At 55.3% G+C, this 18,114-nt stretch carries 20 protein-coding genes; 9 read left to right on the top strand and 11 right to left on the bottom strand.

Annotation, left to right across the window (positions count from 1 at the left end; all coding sequences use genetic code 11):
- Positions 1-2: 2 nt before the first annotated feature.
- From hscB to trmJ, 6 genes are all read right to left on the bottom strand, one after another.
- Positions 3-518: a co-chaperone HscB gene (gene hscB / locus ACOXYR_RS04480; protein ID WP_421355727.1), complete on the bottom strand. Its 516-nt coding sequence runs from the start codon at positions 516-518 to the stop codon at positions 3-5.
- 69 nt (positions 519-587) lie between these two features.
- Complete coding sequence (gene iscA / locus ACOXYR_RS04475; protein ID WP_004104506.1) at positions 588-911, bottom strand: iron-sulfur cluster assembly protein IscA; 324 nt, start codon at positions 909-911, stop codon at positions 588-590.
- A gap of 16 nt (positions 912-927) precedes the next feature.
- Positions 928-1,314, bottom strand: coding sequence for a Fe-S cluster assembly scaffold IscU (gene iscU, locus ACOXYR_RS04470; protein WP_005120408.1), 387 nt, complete (start codon positions 1,312-1,314; stop codon positions 928-930).
- Positions 1,315-1,338: 24 nt separating this feature from the next.
- Positions 1,339-2,553, bottom strand: coding sequence for a cysteine desulfurase (iscS, locus tag ACOXYR_RS04465; RefSeq protein WP_015963424.1), 1,215 nt, complete (start codon positions 2,551-2,553; stop codon positions 1,339-1,341).
- Between the two features lie 135 nt (positions 2,554-2,688).
- On the bottom strand, positions 2,689-3,180 hold the full coding sequence (gene iscR / locus ACOXYR_RS04460; protein WP_015963423.1) for a Fe-S cluster assembly transcriptional regulator IscR: 492 nt from the start codon (positions 3,178-3,180) through the stop codon (positions 2,689-2,691).
- Between the two features lie 250 nt (positions 3,181-3,430).
- Positions 3,431-4,165, bottom strand: a complete 735-nt coding sequence (trmJ, locus tag ACOXYR_RS04455) for a tRNA (cytosine(32)/uridine(32)-2'-O)-methyltransferase TrmJ (protein ID WP_108473386.1) — start codon at positions 4,163-4,165, stop codon at positions 3,431-3,433.
- A gap of 121 nt (positions 4,166-4,286) precedes the next feature.
- On the opposite strand from trmJ, the gene suhB reads away from it, so the two are divergent.
- Entirely contained in the window at positions 4,287-5,090 is an 804-nt protein-coding gene (suhB, locus tag ACOXYR_RS04450) for an inositol-1-monophosphatase (protein WP_421355726.1), read from the top strand.
- Positions 5,091-5,162: 72 nt separating this feature from the next.
- Here suhB and ACOXYR_RS04445 read toward each other — a convergent pair whose 3' ends face one another.
- Positions 5,163-6,143: a nickel/cobalt transporter gene (locus ACOXYR_RS04445; protein ID WP_421355725.1), complete on the bottom strand. Its 981-nt coding sequence runs from the start codon at positions 6,141-6,143 to the stop codon at positions 5,163-5,165.
- Positions 6,134-6,772, bottom strand: a complete 639-nt coding sequence (locus tag ACOXYR_RS04440; protein WP_421355724.1) for a DUF1007 family protein — start codon at positions 6,770-6,772, stop codon at positions 6,134-6,136. Before ACOXYR_RS04440 ends, ACOXYR_RS04445 begins: the two co-directional genes overlap by 10 nt.
- Before the next feature lie 122 nt (positions 6,773-6,894).
- Here ACOXYR_RS04440 and csiE point away from each other — a divergent pair, with 122 nt between their 5' ends.
- Positions 6,895-8,172: a stationary phase inducible protein CsiE gene (csiE, locus tag ACOXYR_RS04435; protein ID WP_421355723.1), complete on the top strand. Its 1,278-nt coding sequence runs from the start codon at positions 6,895-6,897 to the stop codon at positions 8,170-8,172.
- Here the strand turns inward: csiE and ACOXYR_RS04430 are convergent.
- Together ACOXYR_RS04430 and hcaR are read right to left on the bottom strand one after the other, a co-directional pair.
- Positions 8,169-9,305 (bottom strand): 3-phenylpropionate MFS transporter, encoded by a 1,137-nt coding sequence (locus ACOXYR_RS04430; RefSeq protein ID WP_421355722.1) that lies wholly within the window; start codon positions 9,303-9,305, stop codon positions 8,169-8,171. The genes csiE and ACOXYR_RS04430 overlap by 4 nt on opposite strands.
- A 128-nt stretch (positions 9,306-9,433) precedes the next feature.
- The gene (gene hcaR, locus ACOXYR_RS04425) at positions 9,434-10,318 is read right to left on the bottom strand and encodes a DNA-binding transcriptional regulator HcaR (RefSeq protein ID WP_113857842.1); all 885 of its coding nucleotides are present in this window, start codon (positions 10,316-10,318) and stop codon (positions 9,434-9,436) included.
- A 133-nt stretch (positions 10,319-10,451) separates the two neighbouring features.
- Here hcaR and hcaE point away from each other — a divergent pair, with 133 nt between their 5' ends.
- The 6 genes from hcaE to ACOXYR_RS04395 all read left to right on the top strand — a co-directional run bounded on the left by hcaE (position 10,452) and on the right by ACOXYR_RS04395 (position 15,214).
- Positions 10,452-11,813 (top strand): 3-phenylpropionate/cinnamic acid dioxygenase subunit alpha, encoded by a 1,362-nt coding sequence (gene hcaE, locus ACOXYR_RS04420; RefSeq protein ID WP_421355721.1) that lies wholly within the window; start codon positions 10,452-10,454, stop codon positions 11,811-11,813.
- A complete protein-coding gene (hcaF, locus tag ACOXYR_RS04415) occupies positions 11,810-12,328 on the top strand; it encodes a 3-phenylpropionate/cinnamic acid dioxygenase subunit beta (RefSeq protein ID WP_189622671.1) in 519 nt (172 codons plus the stop codon). Before hcaE ends, hcaF begins: the two co-directional genes overlap by 4 nt.
- Complete coding sequence (gene hcaC, locus ACOXYR_RS04410; RefSeq protein WP_350436417.1) at positions 12,328-12,648, top strand: 3-phenylpropionate/cinnamic acid dioxygenase ferredoxin subunit; 321 nt, start codon at positions 12,328-12,330, stop codon at positions 12,646-12,648. The genes hcaF and hcaC overlap by 1 nt, the downstream gene beginning before the upstream one ends.
- Positions 12,645-13,457: a 3-phenylpropionate-dihydrodiol/cinnamic acid-dihydrodiol dehydrogenase gene (hcaB, locus tag ACOXYR_RS04405; RefSeq protein ID WP_113857839.1), complete on the top strand. Its 813-nt coding sequence runs from the start codon at positions 12,645-12,647 to the stop codon at positions 13,455-13,457. The genes hcaC and hcaB overlap by 4 nt, the downstream gene beginning before the upstream one ends.
- A gap of 9 nt (positions 13,458-13,466) precedes the next feature.
- Positions 13,467-14,669, top strand: a complete 1,203-nt coding sequence (gene hcaD / locus ACOXYR_RS04400; RefSeq protein ID WP_421355720.1) for a phenylpropionate dioxygenase ferredoxin reductase subunit — start codon at positions 13,467-13,469, stop codon at positions 14,667-14,669.
- 122 nt (positions 14,670-14,791) lie between these two features.
- Complete coding sequence (locus ACOXYR_RS04395; protein WP_108473374.1) at positions 14,792-15,214, top strand: DoxX family protein; 423 nt, start codon at positions 14,792-14,794, stop codon at positions 15,212-15,214.
- A 60-nt stretch (positions 15,215-15,274) separates the two neighbouring features.
- Here ACOXYR_RS04395 and glyA read toward each other — a convergent pair whose 3' ends face one another.
- The gene (gene glyA, locus ACOXYR_RS04390; protein ID WP_108473373.1) at positions 15,275-16,528 is read right to left on the bottom strand and encodes a serine hydroxymethyltransferase; all 1,254 of its coding nucleotides are present in this window, start codon (positions 16,526-16,528) and stop codon (positions 15,275-15,277) included.
- A gap of 315 nt (positions 16,529-16,843) precedes the next feature.
- Between glyA and hmpA the strand changes: the two genes are divergently transcribed.
- Positions 16,844-18,034, top strand: a complete 1,191-nt coding sequence (gene hmpA / locus ACOXYR_RS04385; RefSeq protein ID WP_421355719.1) for an NO-inducible flavohemoprotein — start codon at positions 16,844-16,846, stop codon at positions 18,032-18,034.
- The last annotated feature ends 80 nt before the right edge of the window (positions 18,035-18,114 follow it).

Genomic DNA, 18,114 nt, shown 5'->3' with positions numbered 1-18,114 from the left:
AATTAATAGTCGAGCAGTTTTTCTTCGAGTTGTTCAGCACTGCTGCGCAGTTTATCGAGAAAACGCAGTTTACGCACGGTATCGGCCGCCGTCTCCCACGCTTCATCGTCTAATTCTTTCACCATCTGCTGATGGCGAGTGTCGAACATCGCTTTCACGCGTTTAATAAACCCTTCCAGCCGCGCGTCATCCTTCGCCTGTTCAATCTCGTCCAGCTCTTCGCGCAGTTCCAGTTGTTCCATCAGAAAGGCGGTATCGCGCACCGTGTGCTGCTCGCTGGCTAAATCAAATCCGTGCAGCGAAAGCAGATACTCTGCGCGCGGCAGCGGATGGCGCAGCGTTTGCCAGGCCTGATTAATGGTTGCGGAGCGTTGTACTGCGGCCAGTTGTTCGGACTCGCTTGCGCTGGCGAATTTGTCGGGATGGTTCTGACGTTGCAGATCCTGAAAACGGGTCGCAAGGGCCTGAGTATCGACGTGATAGTGGGCGGGTAACCCGAAGAGGCTGAAGTAATCCATAACAATCTCAGGGTAAATAAAACAAAACCCCACCCACAGATGGCCTGCGGTGGGGTTGGTGACGTTCAGTTACACGTTAAAGCTTTCGCCGCAACCGCACTCATCTTTGACGTTCGGGTTGGTGAATTTAAACCCTTCGTTCAGGCCTTCTTTAACGAAGTCCAGTTGAGTGCCGTCGAGGAATTGCAGGCTTTTACCGTCGATCACTACCTTCACGCCTTTGTCTTCGAACACGGTATCTTCTGCCGCAGGTTCATCAACAAATTCCAGTACATACGCCATACCCGAGCAGCCGGAAGTTCTCACGCCCAGACGCAGACCAAACCCTTTACCACGGTTGGCCAGGAAGGTATTGACTCGCGCTGCTGCACTGTCGCTCAATGTAATCGACATAACAAAACCTCAATTCTTATTTTGCTTCACGTTTGCTTTTGTAATCCGCAATGGCGGCTTTAATCGCGTCTTCTGCCAGGATAGAGCAGTGAATTTTCACTGGCGGCAGTTCAAGCTCGTCTGCGATGTCGGTGTTTTTAATCGCCTGTGCTTCGTCCAGAGACTTGCCTTTTACCCATTCGGTAACCAGCGAGCTGGACGCAATGGCAGAACCGCAGCCATAGGTCTTGAAACGCGCGTCTTCAATGATACCTTCATTGTTGACTTTGATCTGCAACTTCATCACGTCGCCACACGCTGGTGCGCCAACCATGCCGCTACCGACGCTCTCATCGCTGTTGTCGAAAGAGCCAACGTTGCGCGGGTTCTCGTAATGATCAATAACTTTTTCGCTGTATGCCATGATTGAATTCCTCTTATCTACCGATTAGTGATGTGACCATTCGATGCTGTTCAGATCCACGCCCTGTTTGAACATTTCCCACAGCGGAGAAAGGTCGCGCAGACGGCCAATGGAGTTACGAACCAGTTGAATGGTGTAGTCAATCTCTTCTTCGGTAGTAAAACGACCTAAAGAGAAACGGATAGAGCTATGTGCCAGCTCGTCGGTCATACCCAGTGCGCGCAGCACGTAGGATGGCTCGAGGCTTGCAGACGTACAGGCGGAACCGGAAGACACGGCCAGATCTTTCAGCGCCATAATCAGCGATTCACCTTCAACAAAGTTGAAGCTGACGTTAAGGATGTTCGGTGCGCCCTGCTCAAGGTCACCGTTCAGGTAAACTTCTTCCATATCCTTCACGCCGTTCCACAGACGGTTACGCAGACCGCGCAGACGGGCCATTTCGGTTTCCATCTCTTCTTTCGCGATACGGTAAGCTTCGCCCATACCGACGATCTGGTGAACAGGCAGAGTACCGGAACGCATGCCGCGCTCGTGACCGCCGCCGTGCATCTGTGCTTCGATGCGGATACGCGGTTTACGACGCACATACAGCGCGCCAATGCCTTTCGGGCCATAGATTTTGTGGCCGGAGAAGGACATCAGGTCAACTTTAAGCTGGCTCAGGTCGATAGGCAGTTTGCCCACGCTCTGGGTCGCATCAACATGGTAAACAATACCGCGCGCACGGCACATTTCGCCGATGGTCGCGATGTCCTGTACCACACCGATTTCGTTGTTCACGTGCATGATAGAAACGAGGATGGTGTCATCACGCATCGCCGCTTCGAGTTCTTTCAGGTCAATGATACCGTTGCGCTGAGGGGCAAGGTAGGTGACTTCAAAACCTTCACGCTCAAGCTGACGGCAGGTGTCCAGCACAGCTTTATGCTCGGTTTTGCTGGTAATAATGTGCTTGCCTTTTTTCTGATAAAAGTTGGCTGCACCTTTAATTGCCAGGTTGTCCGATTCGGTTGCACCGGAGGTGAATACGATTTCGCGCGGATCCGCACCGACCAGATCGGCAATCTGATTACGGGCGATATCTACCGCTTCTTCAGCCTGCCAGCCAAAACGGTGAGAACGGGAGGCCGGGTTACCAAAGGTTCCGTCCAGGGTCAAAAACTGCATCATTTTCTCGGCAACACGCGGGTCCACCGGCGTGGTTGCGGAGTAATCGAGATAAATCGGTAATTTCATTGCTCTTAAACTCCGTACATCGCTTCAATGCAAGGAATCAGGCTATCGGCTGGATGTACGACCGAGGAGACGGAGCGCGGTACGCTCCGGCCTGATTCTGAAATCTCTTTATTATCCGTCGCGCGGATAGTTATTTTACGCGCGCAGTTTGACGTCGATTGCGTCTTGCGCACGGGTGCTGCGCGTGGTTTCATGGGTGTGCTGACGACCAGACACATCCAGCACTTCCTGGTTATTGACCAGTTCGCCCAGCGTGATGTTGTTCAGAAAACCGGTCAGGCGATCGCTCAGGTCGCGCCACAGTGCGTGAGTCAGGCATTTATCGCCACCCTGGCAGCCGCCTTTACCCTGACAACGGGTCGCGTCGACGGATTCGTCAACTGCGCTGATAACTTCGCCAACCGCGATGTGGTTAGCTTCTTTACCCAGCAGATAGCCGCCGCCAGGGCCGCGAACGCTGGATACCAGACCATTTTTACGCAGACGGGAGAAAAGCTGCTCCAGGTAGGAAAGTGAAATTCCCTGTCGTTCTGAAATATCGGCCAACGGCACCGGGCCCGCTTCGGAGTTGAGTGCAACGTCCAGCATCGCGGTCACGGCGTAACGCCCTTTAGATGTCAGTCTCATGTCTTACTTAACCTCAAACTCGCCCCTGCCCGGGGTTTTTAATAATTTATGTGGGGGTATTGCATAGCAGGTCCAAGTCTGACATTCCCGAGTAAAATGGTCAACTATTTACTTGAGTAATTTAGTCAGGTATTTAACATTCAGTGCGGTCTGTTGCCCTCACCCCGGCCCTCTCCCACAGGGAGAGGGGGAACACCGCGCACAATCTGTCCCCTCTCCCTCAGGGAGAGGGTTAAGGTGTGGGTGGCCCTTATGACTTCTTATTCTGCTGCTCAATCGACGCCAGAATCCCGCGCAGGATGTTCAGCTCCTGGCTTTCCGGACGCGCTCGCGTAAACAAACGACGCAGTTTGTTCATGACCTGCCCCGGATGGTTTTCGCGGATAAAACCGGTACTCAGCAGCGTTTGTTCCAGATGACCATAGAAACGTTCCAGATCATCGACCAGCGGATACGGCGTTTCGTCGTGCTCGGCTTTTGCTTCACCGCTTTCCTGCGCCGCCAGCCACGCCATGCGCACCTCATAAGAGATAACCTGCACCGCCATCGCCAGGTTCAGCGAGCTGTATTCCGGGTTAGCGGCAATCGCGACGTGATAATGGCATTTTTGCAATTCTTCGTTGGTCAGGCCAACGCGCTCACGGCCAAACACCAGCGCCACCGGCGCGTGTTCCGCTTCAGCAACGCTTTTCAGCCCACATTCGCGCGGGTCGAGCATCGGCCACGGCAGCGTGCGCGAACGCGCGCTGGTACCGACCACCAGGCTGCACCCCGCCAGCGCTTCATCGAGCGTATCGACAATATTGGCGCTACCAATGACATCGCTGGCTCCGGCGGCCAGAGCGATAGCCTGGGAGTCAGGTTTTACCAGCGGATTTACCAGCCAAAGATTGGTTAAACCCATAGTTTTCATGGCGCGGGCCACTGAGCCCATATTGCCGGTGTGAGAGGTTTCAACCAGCACAATTCGAATATTTTGCAGCATTGTCTTTCTTCGTCTAAAGATTATTCGGCCATATTATCATAAAGCGAAGACAGAGTCCGAATTCGCTGTTATGATATGCGCCGTTTTTCCCCGTTCTTTAACATCCAGTGAGAGTAACCTGATGCATCCGATGCTGAACATCGCCGTGCGCGCCGCGCGCAAGGCGGGTAACCTGATTGCCAAACATTACGAAACGCCTGATTCTGTTGAAACCAGCCAGAAAGGCAGCAACGATTTCGTGACCAACGTTGATAAAGCGGCTGAAGCCATTATCATCGAAACCATTCGCAAATCTTACCCGCAACACACCATTATCACCGAAGAAAGCGGTGAACATGTTGGCGACGATCTGGATGTTCAATGGGTTATCGATCCACTGGATGGCACCACTAACTTCGTTAAACGTCTGCCGCACTTTGCGGTCTCCATCGCCGTACGCATCAAAGGTCGTACTGAAGTTGCGGTGGTTTACGATCCCATGCGTAACGAACTCTTCACCGCGACTCGTGGTCAGGGCGCACAGTTGAACGGCTACCGTCTGCGTTGCAGCACCGCGCGTGACCTCGACGGCACGATTCTGGCGACCGGTTTCCCGTTCAAAGCCAAACAGCACGCTCCTGCATACATGAATATTCTGGTTAACCTGTTCACCGAATGTGCCGACTTCCGTCGCACCGGTTCCGCAGCGCTGGATCTGGCTTACGTTGCCGCAGGCCGCGTAGATGGTTTCTTTGAAATTGGTCTGAAGCCGTGGGATTTCGCCGCAGGTGAACTGCTGGCGCGCGAAGCGGGTGCTCTGGTGTGTGATTTCACCGGTGGTCATAACTACATGATGACCGGCAACGTGGTTGCGGGTAACGCACGCGTTGTCAAAGCGATGCTGGCGAACATGCGTGACCAGTTGAGCGAAGCGCTGAAGCGCTAAACAATTGTTGTGCCCGGTGGCGCTCACGCTTACCGGGCCGACAAAAATGTCAGTGTATCCCTCATCCGACTTTTAAAACGGCCGCATCCCCCGCCCAACCGGCACCGCACTCACCCACATCACCACCGCCGCCGTCATCAATAGCGCGCCACCGGCTAATGCCAGCGTTGTCCAGCCCACCTGTCGCCATAATACCGGCGCTCGATTTCCACTCAGCCGCACCGCCAGCTGGCGAAAACTGTGCACCAGTAGCGCAAGCGATGAGATGGTCAGAGACGTACCCGCCGCCATTGCCAGCGCCGACGCCATTCCCCAGGCAAATACGCCAATCACTTTACTGAATAACAGCACCATAATTGCGCCAGAGCACGGACGCATGCCCATCGAGAGCACCACCATCAGGCGCGCGCGCCAGTCGTCGCCGCTGCGAATTTGCTCCGGGTCGGGCAGATGTTTATGCCCGCATCCGCAGTGTTCATCATGGATGTGAACCGGTTTAAACGCGGTAAAAGTCGGTTTACGCAGCAGTCGTCGTAGCGTTTTCAACGCGCGCCAGCACAGCATCAGCCCCAGCACGCCCACCAGCGCATAGCTGGCTTTCTCCAGCCAGAAACCACTCACATGAAGCTGACGTGCGGGTAATCGCAGCAGCGTTAATACCACCACCACCAGCGCGATCGCCACCAGCCCCTGTAACAGCGACGATGCCAACGTCAGGCCAATACTTGATTTAAGCTTTGAGGGATGCGTAGCCAGCCAGGTGGCAATCACCACTTTGCCGTGCCCCGGCCCTAACGCATGCAGCACGCCGTAGATAAAGCTAAACAGCAGCAGCGAGCCGCCCGCCTGGGTTGGATTCTCCGCCACCGCCTTCAGCAATCCGCTCATCTGCTGATTCACTTCACGCTGCCAGATGATGCTTTTTATCATGATTTGCGGCCATGCCTGCCACAGCCAGAAACCCGCCAGCACGCTCAGCAGCAGAAAAACGGCCAACGGCCAGAGCGCCAGCACGCGGTGTGACGGGCGTTTAACGAGCGCATTCACTGACATGTTAGCGTCACCTTCTGGGCAAATTGTTTGCCAAGTTCCATGTCTTCATCCGGCGCGTCTTCTTTATCGAGCGACAACGCATAAGACATCATCTCTTCACTGGGCTGCGGCGTATGCACCGCCAGTTTGCAGGCCGATTGCAAACTCGCGGGCAGCGAGACATCCCCGTCCTTTTCATAGTGCATATCGACGTAATAGGTTGGATCAAACGTCGAGAAGGAATAGGTCTGCCCGGCTAACGTCTGGGGATTCGCCAGCGGCAGCGTAAACGTCAGCACCGCCTGATGCCCCTCCCGCGCCAGACCGTAGTCAGTGGGCAGATTTTCAAATTTTACCTTTTTGCCGTTGTGCCAGAACTCGGTGAAATAGTGCTGACCCAGCACGTTAGCCATCACCTCCGCCGCCAGTTTTTTCCACACTTCATCGCCCGGTTTAGCCTTTCCGGCGTCATACAACAGGTCTGCTGATGTTAATTCATCCATTACCCAGCGCATTTTCAGACCGCTCATCTGCCCATCCTGCGCCACGACCTGCGTCGTCAGGGTGATAAAGCTATGCGGGTGCGCCTGGGCGCTAAGCGATAAAACCGCGAAAAAGAGCAGACTTACGCTTTGTTTCACTCTCTTCATCCGTTCCTCAGTGAAAAATTCTGTGACCGACGCCGATATTCCTTACGTAAAGAGGCTGAGCACTCCGACGAAAGACTATCCTTTAGCTATTCTTATCAAAAACGCAAACTGGAATCTTTCAGATGATGACGCTTATGGAACCTCCATCTGTGCTTTCCAGTCCACAGCGCCGCTGCCAGGTGCTGCTGATGTTCTACCTTCCCGACCATACCATTACGCCCGAATTCATTGGCGAAGTGAATGGTGTCGATGCAACAACGGCCCGGCAAGATATAGCCGAGACGGGAGAGGAGATCCAGCGTTACCATCGTCTGGCGATTGCCAGCGGAGCGGACGGCAGCTATCGGATTGAAGGCACCACGCTCGATTTACGCCTGTGCTTACTGCACTGGCTGCGGCGCGCCTTCCGTTTATGCCCGCATTTTGTCAGCCACCATTTTACCCCGGCGCTTAAAACGCAGCTTAAACAGCAGGGCATCGCCCGCACGCTGTATGACGATACTAATTTGCAGGCGCTGGTTAACCGCTGCGGGCGTAGCTTACAACGCCAGTTCGAGTGCCGCGACACACAGTTCTTGCGCCTCTACCTGCAATACTGCCTGCTTCAGCATCATCAGGGAGAGAGCCCTACTTTTAACTCGCTGCAAAGTACCTGGACCCGTACCACTCAGGAGTTTCAGGTGGCCGCCGAGATTATCCGCCACTGGCAACGACGCATTCACCGGCAGCCTCACTGTAGCGAACAACAGTTTCTGGCGCTGCTGTTTATGCTGATGCGCTCGCCCAACCCGGTTTACGATGGTCATGCGCAGGATCGTCAGTTACATCTGGCGATTGACCAGCTTATTGACCGTTTTCAGCAACTGGCCGGGCGGCAGCTGGGTGATGAACAAAGCCTGCGCGATCAGCTCTATATTCACCTTGCACAGGCGCTGAATCGCTGTATTTTCGGCATCGGCATTGATACGCATCTCACCGAAGAGATTCACCGGCTGTATCCGCGATTAATGCGCACCACGCGCGAGGCGTTGGCTGATTTCGAGACACGCTATACCCTGCAATTCAGTCATGAAGAGGCGGCGCTGATTGCCATTATTTTTGGTGCGGGGCTCATGCAGGAGAGCGAGTTACATGAGAAAGAAGTGGTGCTCCTGACGGGTGATAACCCGGCGCTGGAGCAAGAAATTGAGCAGCAGCTTCGGGAACTCACCCTGCTGCCGCTCAATGTTAAATATCTGGCGGCGCGAACCTTCCAGAAAGAAGGCGCGCCGAAAAGTGCCAGCCTGGTGGTGTCGCCCTACGCAATCGCCCTGCCGTTGTTTTCACCGCCGCTGATCCATGCCGATCGGCCATTAAGCGATCATCAGCGGCAGCATATCTGCAAGATCCTCGACGCTTAAGCCGTTACCGCTTTCGGGCGCAGGATCAATGCCGGTAACGCAACCAGCGCCATCACCCAGAACACGCCCTGGTGCAGATGCTGGTACAGGAAACCGGCGAATATCGTCATCACCGCGATACTGCCGCCCATCGCCACCGCAGAATACACGGCCTGCAGGCGAATCACTTCACTTCCCTGACGCGCGGCGATATAACGCATGGCCGCCAGATGGCAGACGGTAAAGGTTCCGCAGTGCAGGATCTGCGCGACAATCAGCCACGGTAGTTCTGTAGTCCAGCCCATGATTCCCCAGCGAATCACGCCGCACACTGCCGACAGTAGCAGCAGGTCACGCGCGCTAAAGCGGCGGAAAACTTTTTTGCTCAGAGCAAAAATCACAACTTCAGCCACCACGCCGAGCGACCAGAGGTACCCTACCGCCGAAGCAGAATAACCCGCCCCCTGCCAGTAAATAGCGCTGAAACCATAGTAGGCCGCATGCGCGCCTTGCAATAAGCACACGCAGGCGAGGAAACGCCAGCTCTGCGCCACCAGCGTTCGCCAGGCGCGCCACCCCGCCGCCTCCTGATGACGAGATGCCCCTTGTGGCATGACAGAAGGCCGCAACAGCATGCCGAGCAGCATTGAAGCGATCCCCAGGCTTAGCAGCACCAGAATCGCATGATAATCAAACAAGCTAACCAGTTTGCCCGTCAACGCCGAGCCAATCACAAAGGCAATCGAGCCCCACAGGCGCACCCGGCCATAATCCATGGTGATTTGCTTCTGCCAGGTATTGGCAAGCGCATCGGTCAACGGCACCAGCGGCGAGAAAAAGAGGTTAAAGCCAATCATCACCACCATCAGCCAGGCAACGTGACTACCGGCCCAGAAGGCCATCGCAAACAGCAGCGTTAGCAGCGCCAGAACACGCAACACGCTGATTAATCGGGAGGGATCGCTCACACGCGGCGCAATCAGCAGGCTACCAAGAAAACGCGCCACCAGGCCCGCGCCAAGCAGAACGCCGATCGTTTCCGGCGTAAGCCCTGCGCCCTTGAGCCAGACGCTCCAGAAAGGCAGAAAAATACCGTAGCTGAAAAAATAGGTGAAGTAACTGAGCGCCAGCCAGCGCGTTGAGTGCAAGACCATGATTTCCTCCAGAATGGAGGCGACAGTCTGGCGGTAAAACGTTTGCCTGGCGCGAGTATGGATTAAAAATCGTGATCTTCGTCACTTATTTTCGATGACCGCACACCGGATTCACAGAAATATGAGAGTTACAGCAACTCACACCGCGTCTTCACAATATCAATAAAATCGCGCAGCGCCGGTTTCAGCTCGCCCTTCTTCCACGCCATTAGCAGGGCAATCGTCGGCGCATCACCCGCCAGCGGACGAAACACCACCTGCCCGGTGTTGAAACTCTGCATGTAACCGGGGATGAGCGACACACCGAGCCCCATGCCCACCAGGTTCATGGTGACCAGAATATTGGTCGCCATCTGCACAATCTTCGGCTGACACTGCTGATCGGTAAGCCACTTATCGACGATCGACGCCAGCGCGCCGGAATAAGCGGGATCGGTACTGATAAATTCGACGCCGTTTAACTGTTCCGCGCTGATTTTACGCTCACGCGCCAGCGGATGCGTGGCGGGCATCACCACCGCCAGCGGTTCATGGAACAGCTCCAGATAATCAATTTCCGGGTTGTAGATGGGATGGCGCATCAGGCCGACATCCAGCTCGCCGCTACGCAGTTTTTCTTCCTGCTGAGTGGTTATCAGGCTCACCAGTTCAATGTGCGTTTCGGGTTGACGCAAGCGCAGCAGCGGCATCACTTTCGGCAACAAATTGACTTCCGCCGAAGGTACAAAACCAATCACCAGATGATTTCCCTGCATGGCAGCACTACGTGCGCGAACCTTCGCCTGCTCTGCCTGATCAAGGATCGCGAGCGCATCGGTAAGAAAACATTCACCCGCCGTGGTCAGCGTCACTTTGCGTTTATCTCTCTCCAGCAGCGAGACGCCCACGCACTGCTCCAGGTCGCGGATCTGACTACTGAGCGACGGCTGCGAGGTATGCAGTTTTTCCGCCGCGCGCGTGAAGTTTAGCTCCTGCGCGACGGCCACAAAGTAGCGAAGGTGTCTCAGTTCCATGCCCTTCTCCCTGTCATAGATAAAACGTCTCAGCTGGTAGAAATTAAGTATTTCACATAACAACAACCAATTAGCAACATAGTAAAGACACAAAAACCAGAAGGTCAATACCTCTTACCCACGAGATAACGATATGACCACGAAAACACCTGTAGACATCTACTCTCTGATCGATACCCACAACGGTAGCGTGACCCCGCGCATTTACACCGATCCTGACATCTATCAACTGGAGCTTGAACGCATTTTTGGTCGTTGCTGGCTGTTCCTGGCGCACGAAAGCCAGATCCCAAAAGCTGGCGACTTTTTTAACACCTACATGGGCGAAGACGCGGTTGTGGTCGTGCGCCAGAAAGACGGCAGTATCAAAGCCTTTTTGAACCAGTGTCGCCACCGCGCCATGCGCGTAAGCTACGCCGATTGCGGCAATACCAAAGCGTTCACCTGCCCCTATCACGGCTGGTCTTACGGCATTAACGGCGAGCTGATCGATGTGCCGCTGGAGCCACGCGCCTATCCGCAGGGCTTGTGTAAATCCCATTGGGGATTGAACGAAGTGCCCTGCGTAGAAAGCTACAAGGGGCTGATTTTTGCCAACTGGGATACCTCCGCCCCGCCGCTGCTGAATTATCTGGGCGACATGAAGTGGTATCTCGACGGTATGCTGGATCGCCGGGAAGGCGGTACCGAAATCGTCGGCGGCGTGCAGAAATGGGTGATCAACTGCAACTGGAAATTCCCGGCAGAACAATTCGCCAGCGACCAGTATCACGCCCTCTTCAGCCATGCCTCCGCCGTGCAGGTGCTTGGCGCTAAAGATGACGGCAGTGATAAACATCTTGGCGACGGCCAGACCGCGCGTCCGGTGTGGGAAACGGCGAAAGATGCCTTACAGTTCGGCCAGGACGGGCACGGAAGCGGCTTCTTCTTCACTGAAAAACCGGACGCCAACGTTTGGGTAGACGGCGCTGTCTCCAGCTATTACCGCGAAACCTACGACGAAGCCGAACAACGGCTGGGCAAAGTGCGCGCCCTGCGTCTGGCCGGTCATAACAATATTTTTCCGACGCTCTCGTGGCTGAACGGCACCGCCACACTACGCGTCTGGCACCCCCGCGGCCCGGATCAGGTGGAAGTGTGGGCCTTCTGTATCACCGATAAAGCCGCCTCTGATGAGGTTAAGGCGGCCTTTGAAAACAGCGCCACCCGCGCCTTCGGCCCGGCGGGTTTCCTCGAGCAGGATGACTCGGAAAACTGGTGTGAAATCCAGAAGCTGCTGAAAGGCAACAAAGCCCGTAACAGCCAGCTCTGCCTGCAAATGGGGCTGGGCCAGGAGAAACGTCGCGAAGACGGCATTCCGGGCATTACTAACTACATCTTCTCGGAAACCGCCGCGCGCGGGATGTATCAGCGTTGGGCCGATCTCCTCTCCAGCGATACCTGGCAGGAAGTGGATGAGAAAACCGCCGCCTATCAGCAGGAGGTGATGAAATGAGTAATCCGGTCTCTTTAGAACTGCATCATCGCATCGCCCAGTTTCTCTATCTGGAAGCGTCACTGCTCGACGACTGGCGTTTTCGCGACTGGCTGGATCAGCTTGATGACGACATCATCTACACCATGCGCACCACGGTAAACGCACAAACCCGCGATCGTCGTAAAGGGAAACAGCCGCCGACGACCTGGATCTTTAACGACAACAAAGATCAGCTCGAGCGCCGAATCGCCCGCCTGGAAACCGGGATGGCGTGGGCCGAGGAGCCGCCGTCACGCACGCGCCATATGGTCAGTAATATCCAGGTGAGCGAAACAGCGCAGCCGGATGTGTTTGCCGTTCGCGTGAATTATTTGCTTTATCGCGCGCAAAAAGAGCGTGATGAAACCTTTTACATCGGAACGCGCTTTGACAAAGTGCGCCGCCTGGATGGCGAACAGTGGCGTCTGCTGGCACGTGAAATCGTGCTCGACCAGGCGGTGATCACCTCCCACAACCTGAGTGTATTGTTCTGATGAGCCGTGTATTTGCCTGCTCCACTGCGGAGCTGCCGGAGGGCGAAGCGCTCCGGCTGGAAACGACTCCCGTTATCGCCCTGTTCCACATAGGCGGAGAGTTTTATGCCATCAACGACCGTTGCAGTCACGGCAACGCGTCAATGTCTGAAGGGTATCTGGAAGATGATGCCACCGTTGAGTGCCCGTTACACGCCGCCAGTTTCTGCCTGAAAACCGGTAAAGCGCTGTGCCTGCCCGCGACCGATGCAATAGCGACCTACCCGGTGTATGTGGAAGGTGGCGAAGTGTTTGTTGATATTCCGGAGGAGGCGTCATGAGTGATTTAAAAGATGAAGTGGTTTTCATCACCGGTGGCGGCTCCGGCCTGGGGCTCGCGCTGGTCGAGCGCTTTATTGAAGAGGGGGCGAAGGTTGCCACGCTCGAACTGTCGGGCGCGAAGGTCGCCAGCCTGCGCCAGCGTTTTGGCGAACATGTGCTGGCGGTCGAGGGGAACGTCACCTGTTACGCCGATTATCAGCGTGCGGTTGACCAGACGCTGACGCAGTTTGGCAAGCTGGACTGTTTTATCGGTAATGCGGGCATCTGGGATCATAACGCCTCGCTGGTGAACACACCTGCCGACGCGCTGGAGAGCGGCTTCCACGAGCTGTTTAACGTCAACGTGCTCGGGTATTTACTGGGTGCGAAAGCCTGCGCCCCGGCGCTGATCGCCAGCGAAGGCAGCATCATTTTCACGCTCTCTAACGCCGCCTGGTATCCGGGGGGCGGCGGCCCGCTGTATACCGCCAGCAAACACGCGGCGACGGGTTTAATTCGCCAGCTTGCCTATGAACTGGCGCCAAAAGTGCGCGTCAACGGCGTCGGCCCTTGTGGCATGGCAAGCGATCTGCGTGGCCCGCAGGCGCTGGGGCAGAGCAATACCTCGATTATGCAATCGCTGACGCCGGAAAAAATCGCCGCCATTCTGCCGCTGCAATTCTTCCCCGACCCGGCAGACTTCACCGGGCCCTATGTGATGCTGGCGTCACGGCGCAATAATCGGGCGCTGAGTGGCGTCATGATTAACGCCGACGCGGGCCTGGGCATTCGCGGCATTCGCCACGTTGCCGCCGGACGCGATCTCTAAGGAGCCACCATGAATAATGAAATTATTGCCATTATCGGTGGTGGTCAGGCCGCAGCGATGGCGGCGGCATCACTGCGTCAGTTGGGTTTTGGCGGCGAAATACATCTTTTCTCCGATGAACAGCAACTGCCCTATGAACGCCCACCGCTGTCGAAAGCGATGCTGCTTGACGATAATCCGCAACTGCAACCAGTCCTCGCCGCCGACTGGTGGCTGGCGAATAACGTGCAGTTGCATCTGGGCGTGACCCTCCGCCATCTTGACCGCCAGGCCCAAACGGTGGTGCTGACGGACGGTCAACGCTACCGCTGGACGAAATTGCTGATAGCCACCGGGGCAGCGGCGCGTCCTCTGCCGATGCTGGATGCGCTGGGCGAACGCTGCTTTACGCTGCGTCATGCCGCTGATGCTGAACGGCTACGCCCGGTGCTGGACGCCGGAAAATCGCTGGTGATTGTCGGCGCGGGAACCATTGGCCTTGAGCTGGCAGCCAGCGCAACACAGCGTGGATGCCAGGTGACGGTTGTAGAACTTGCGCCAACCGTGATGGGCCGAAACGCTCCGCCGCCGGTGCGTGACTATTTGATTCGCCGCCACCAGCAAGCAGGCGTGCGTTTGCTGCTCAACAGCGCCATTGAACACGTTGAGGCCGGCAAAAAGGTCATGCTGACATTACAAAGCGGCGAACAGCTGCAGGCGGATGCGGTAATTTACGGCATCGGCATTGTGGCGAACGATACCCTTGCCCGCGATGCCGGGCTGGAAACGGCCAACGGTATCGTGGTGGATGCACGCGGTATGACGTCCGACCCGGCCATTTTCGCCGCCGGTGATGTGGCGATAACGCGTCAACCTGACGGCTCTCTGCATCGCATTGAAAGCTGGGAAAATGCCAATTTTCAGGCGCAAACCGCTGCAGCCGCGATGCTGAATCAGCCACTTCCCGTCGCCACGCCGGGCTGGTTCTGGAGCGATCAATTCAACGATAACCTTCAGTTCGTGGGCGAGATGCAGGGTGAAAACTGGATCTGTCGCGGAAACCCGGATGAGCGAAAAGCTATCTGGTTTCACGTGCGCGATGGAGCGCTGGTTGGGGCTGTGGCGCTTAATCAGGGCCGCGAAGTGCGCGTGCTACGCAAGCTGATTCAGTCGGGCAAACCGCTTGCGCGCGATGCACTCACCGATGAACGCGTGGCGCTTAAGTCGCTGTAAGTCAGTAAAAAGGTCGCGCTGGCGACCTTTTCAACAATCAGTAAACATAACGGCGCATCGCGTGGCAGAGTGTCACATTGTGTATTACGTTTTAAGAACACGTCTTAACACAATGGAAGACTATGAACACACTACGTTATTTCGACTTTGGCGCATCACGTTCGCTGATGCTGCTTATCGCGCGCATCGCTCTCGTTTTGCTGTTTATCCTTTTCGGTTATCCGAAAATGCTGGGCTTTGATGGCACGGTTCAGTATATGGCGTCCTCGGGCGCACCAATGCCAACCCTGTCGGCGATTATCGCCATCATCATGGAAGTACCGGTCGCCATTCTGATTGTGCTGGGCTTCTTCACGCGCCCGCTGGCGGTTATCTTTATTTTCTATACGCTGGGTACGGCGGTGATTGGCCACCATTACTGGGATATGACCGGTGATGCAGTGGTACCGAATATGATTAACTTCTGGAAAAACGTCAGTATCGCGGGCGGCTTCCTGCTGCTGGCGATGACCGGGCCGGGCACAATTTCTCTGGATCGCCGGTAAATAAATACCGGACACAAAAAAGGCCGCTTGCGCGGCCTTTTCTTATTCTGCAAAACAGAATTATGCATAAACCGGGAAGCGTGCGCAGATATCCAGAACTTTACCTTTGATGCGCTCGATAACCGCTTCATCATTGATGTTGTCCAGAACGTCACACATCCAGCCAGCCAGTTCCTTCGCTTCCGCTTCTTTGAAGCCACGGCGAGTGATTGCCGGAGAACCGATACGGATACCGGAGGTCACAAACGGGCTCTTCGGATCGTTCGGCACGCTGTTTTTGTTGACGGTAATGTTAGCGCGGCCCAGGGCTGCGTCAGCTTCTTTACCGGTCAGGTTTTTGTCGACCAGATCCAGCAGGAACAGGTGGTTTTCAGTACCGCCGGAAACCACTTTGTAGCCACGGTTCAGGAACACTTCCACCATCGCTTTGGCGTTTTTCGCAACCTGCTGCTGGTAAACTTTGAACTCAGGCTCCATCGCTTCTTTCAGTGCTACCGCTTTACCGGCAATCACGTGCATCAGCGGGCCGCCCTGTGCGCTTGGGAAGACAGCGGAGTTCAGTTTTTTATACAGCTCTTCATCACCACCTTTCGCCAGGATCAGGCCGCCACGCGGGCCCGCCAGAGTTTTGTGGGTGGTGGTGGTCACGACATGCGCGTGAGGAACCGGGTTCGGGTAAACGCCTGCGGCAATCAGACCCGCAACGTGGGCCATATCGACGAACAGATATGCGCCGATGCTGTCAGCGATTTCGCGCATTTTAGCCCAGTCAACGATGCCGGAGTAGGCAGAGAAACCACCGATAATCATCTTCGGTTTATGTTCCTGAGCCAGCTTCGCCATTTCGTCATAATCGATTTTACCGGACTCATCAATACCGTAAGGCACAATGTTGTACAGTTTACCGGAGAAGTTTACCGGGGAGCCGTGAGTCAGGTGACCGCCCTGCGCCAGGTTCATACCCAGAACGGTATCGCCCGGCTGCAGCAGCGCGGTGTAGACGGCGAAGTTAGCCTGAGAACCGGAGTGCGGCTGAACGTTAGCGTAGTCTGCGCCAAACAGCGCTTTCGCGCGGTCGATAGCCAGTTGCTCAACGATATCCACATACTCGCAACCGCCGTAGTAGCGTTTGCCCGGATAACCTTCAGCATATTTGTTGGTCAGCTGAGAACCCTGTGCCTGCATAACGCGCGGGCTGGTGTAGTTTTCGGAGGCGATCAGTTCGATGTGCTCTTCCTGACGTACTTTTTCCTGCTCCATAGCCTGCCACAGTTCGGCATCATAATCGGCAATGTTCATTTCACGCTTTAACATCCGCATCTCCTGACTCAGCTAACAGTAAATTTTTTAAGCCCTGATGGACAACGGCCAACAGTATAACTGATTAGTTCTGCGATAACAGGTCTTGACAAACGATTTTACGCAAACGTTTTCCTTCGCGTCACACAAGGGCTTGAGGAATAAAGGCTCGCCAAATTTCAACGGATAACTTTTCAGGTTTGTGATGCAAATTCTTCACGTTGTAACCAGCATGATGCATTGTTACAAAGAACCATTTACAAAGCAGGGGTATTTTTATAAGATGCATTTAATATGCAACAATAGATAATCGTAAAAAGGAAGCCTGCCATGCTTGATGCTCAAACCATTGCTACCGTCAAAGCCACTATTCCCCTGCTGGTTGAAACCGGCCCCAAACTCACCGCCCACTTTTATGACCGGATGTTTACCCACAACCCGGAACTGAAAGAGATTTTCAATATGAGCAACCAGCGCAACGGCGACCAGCGTGAAGCGCTGTTCAACGCCATTGCCGCCTACGCCAGCAATATTGAAAACCTGCCTGCCCTGCTGCCTGCGGTTGAGAAAATCGCCCAGAAACATACCAGCTTCCAGATTAAACCTGAGCAGTACAATATTGTTGGCGAACATCTGCTGGCGACGCTCGACGAAATGTTCAGCCCGGGTCAGGACGTGCTGGATGCATGGGGTAAAGCCTACGGCGTGCTGGCGGGGGTATTTATCAACCGTGAAGCAGAAATCTACGAGCAAAACGCCAATAAAACCGGCGGCTGGGAAGGCACGCGTCCGTTCCGCATTGTGGCAAAAACGCCGCGTAGCGCGCTCATCACCAGCTTTGAATTTGAACCGGTGGACGGCGGCGCGGTAGCAGATTATCAACCGGGCCAGTATCTGGCAGTCTGGCTGAAACCGGAAGGCTTCCCGCATCAGGAGATTCGTCAGTACTCCCTTACTCGTAAGGCGGATGGCAAAGGCTACCGCATTGCGGTGAAACGTGAAGACGGCGGCCAGGTATCAAGCTGGCTGCACAACTCCGCGAATGTCGGCGATGTGGTGCATCTGGCGGCACCTGCGGGCGATTTCTTTATGGCAGTAGAAAACAACACGCCGGTGACGCTGATCTCCGCCGGTGTCGGTCAGACACCGATGCTGGCGATGCTCGATACGCTGGCGAAATCTAACCATACCGCGCAGGTAAACTGGTTCCACGCGGCAGAAAATGGCGATGTGCATGCCTTTGCTGACGAAGTGAAAAATCTGGGAGCAACCTTGCCGCGCTTTACCGCGCATACCTGGTATCGTCAACCGACCGACGCAGACCGTCAGGCAGCAGCGTTTGACAGCGAAGGATTGATGGATTTAAGCGCGATGGAAGGAGCCTTTAGCGACCCGGCGATGCAGTTTTATCTCTGTGGCCCGGTCGGCTTTATGCAGTTCGCCGCAAAGCAGTTGGTTGAGCTGGGCGTGAAGCAGGAAAGTATTCATTACGAGTGCTTTGGGCCGCATAAGGTGCTGTGATTTTTGCCCTCACCCCGCCCTCTCCCACAGGGAGAGGGAGAAAACCAGCGCAAGAATTGACGCCTGCACAAACCATTCCC

The organism is Pseudocitrobacter faecalis (assembly GCF_965231525.1).
Lineage (GTDB): Bacteria > Pseudomonadota > Gammaproteobacteria > Enterobacterales > Enterobacteriaceae > Pseudocitrobacter > Pseudocitrobacter faecalis.
Note: the sequence above shows the minus strand (reverse complement) of the source record. Positions and strands in the feature narration are given on the sequence as shown.

Bases quoted from the DNA above. Each gene is read 5' to 3' on its own strand.
- hscB (WP_421355727.1), bottom strand. From the start codon at position 518: ATGGATTACTTCAGCCTCTTCGGGTTACCCGCCCACTATCACGTCGAT.
- iscA (WP_004104506.1), bottom strand. From the start codon at position 911: ATGTCGATTACATTGAGCGACAGTGCAGCAGCGCGAGTCAATACCTTC.
- iscU (WP_005120408.1), bottom strand. From the start codon at position 1,314: ATGGCATACAGCGAAAAAGTTATTGATCATTACGAGAACCCGCGCAAC.
- iscS (WP_015963424.1), bottom strand. From the start codon at position 2,553: ATGAAATTACCGATTTATCTCGATTACTCCGCAACCACGCCGGTGGAC.
- iscR (WP_015963423.1), bottom strand. From the start codon at position 3,180: ATGAGACTGACATCTAAAGGGCGTTACGCCGTGACCGCGATGCTGGAC.
- trmJ (WP_108473386.1), bottom strand. From the start codon at position 4,165: ATGCTGCAAAATATTCGAATTGTGCTGGTTGAAACCTCTCACACCGGC.
- suhB (WP_421355726.1), top strand. From the start codon at position 4,287: ATGCATCCGATGCTGAACATCGCCGTGCGCGCCGCGCGCAAGGCGGGT.
- ACOXYR_RS04445 (WP_421355725.1), bottom strand. From the start codon at position 6,143: ATGTCAGTGAATGCGCTCGTTAAACGCCCGTCACACCGCGTGCTGGCG.
- ACOXYR_RS04440 (WP_421355724.1), bottom strand. From the start codon at position 6,772: ATGAAGAGAGTGAAACAAAGCGTAAGTCTGCTCTTTTTCGCGGTTTTA.
- csiE (WP_421355723.1), top strand. From the start codon at position 6,895: ATGATGACGCTTATGGAACCTCCATCTGTGCTTTCCAGTCCACAGCGC.
- ACOXYR_RS04430 (WP_421355722.1), bottom strand. From the start codon at position 9,305: ATGGTCTTGCACTCAACGCGCTGGCTGGCGCTCAGTTACTTCACCTAT.
- hcaR (WP_113857842.1), bottom strand. From the start codon at position 10,318: ATGGAACTGAGACACCTTCGCTACTTTGTGGCCGTCGCGCAGGAGCTA.
- hcaE (WP_421355721.1), top strand. From the start codon at position 10,452: ATGACCACGAAAACACCTGTAGACATCTACTCTCTGATCGATACCCAC.
- hcaF (WP_189622671.1), top strand. From the start codon at position 11,810: ATGAGTAATCCGGTCTCTTTAGAACTGCATCATCGCATCGCCCAGTTT.
- hcaC (WP_350436417.1), top strand. From the start codon at position 12,328: ATGAGCCGTGTATTTGCCTGCTCCACTGCGGAGCTGCCGGAGGGCGAA.
- hcaB (WP_113857839.1), top strand. From the start codon at position 12,645: ATGAGTGATTTAAAAGATGAAGTGGTTTTCATCACCGGTGGCGGCTCC.
- hcaD (WP_421355720.1), top strand. From the start codon at position 13,467: ATGAATAATGAAATTATTGCCATTATCGGTGGTGGTCAGGCCGCAGCG.
- ACOXYR_RS04395 (WP_108473374.1), top strand. From the start codon at position 14,792: ATGAACACACTACGTTATTTCGACTTTGGCGCATCACGTTCGCTGATG.
- glyA (WP_108473373.1), bottom strand. From the start codon at position 16,528: ATGTTAAAGCGTGAAATGAACATTGCCGATTATGATGCCGAACTGTGG.
- hmpA (WP_421355719.1), top strand. From the start codon at position 16,844: ATGCTTGATGCTCAAACCATTGCTACCGTCAAAGCCACTATTCCCCTG.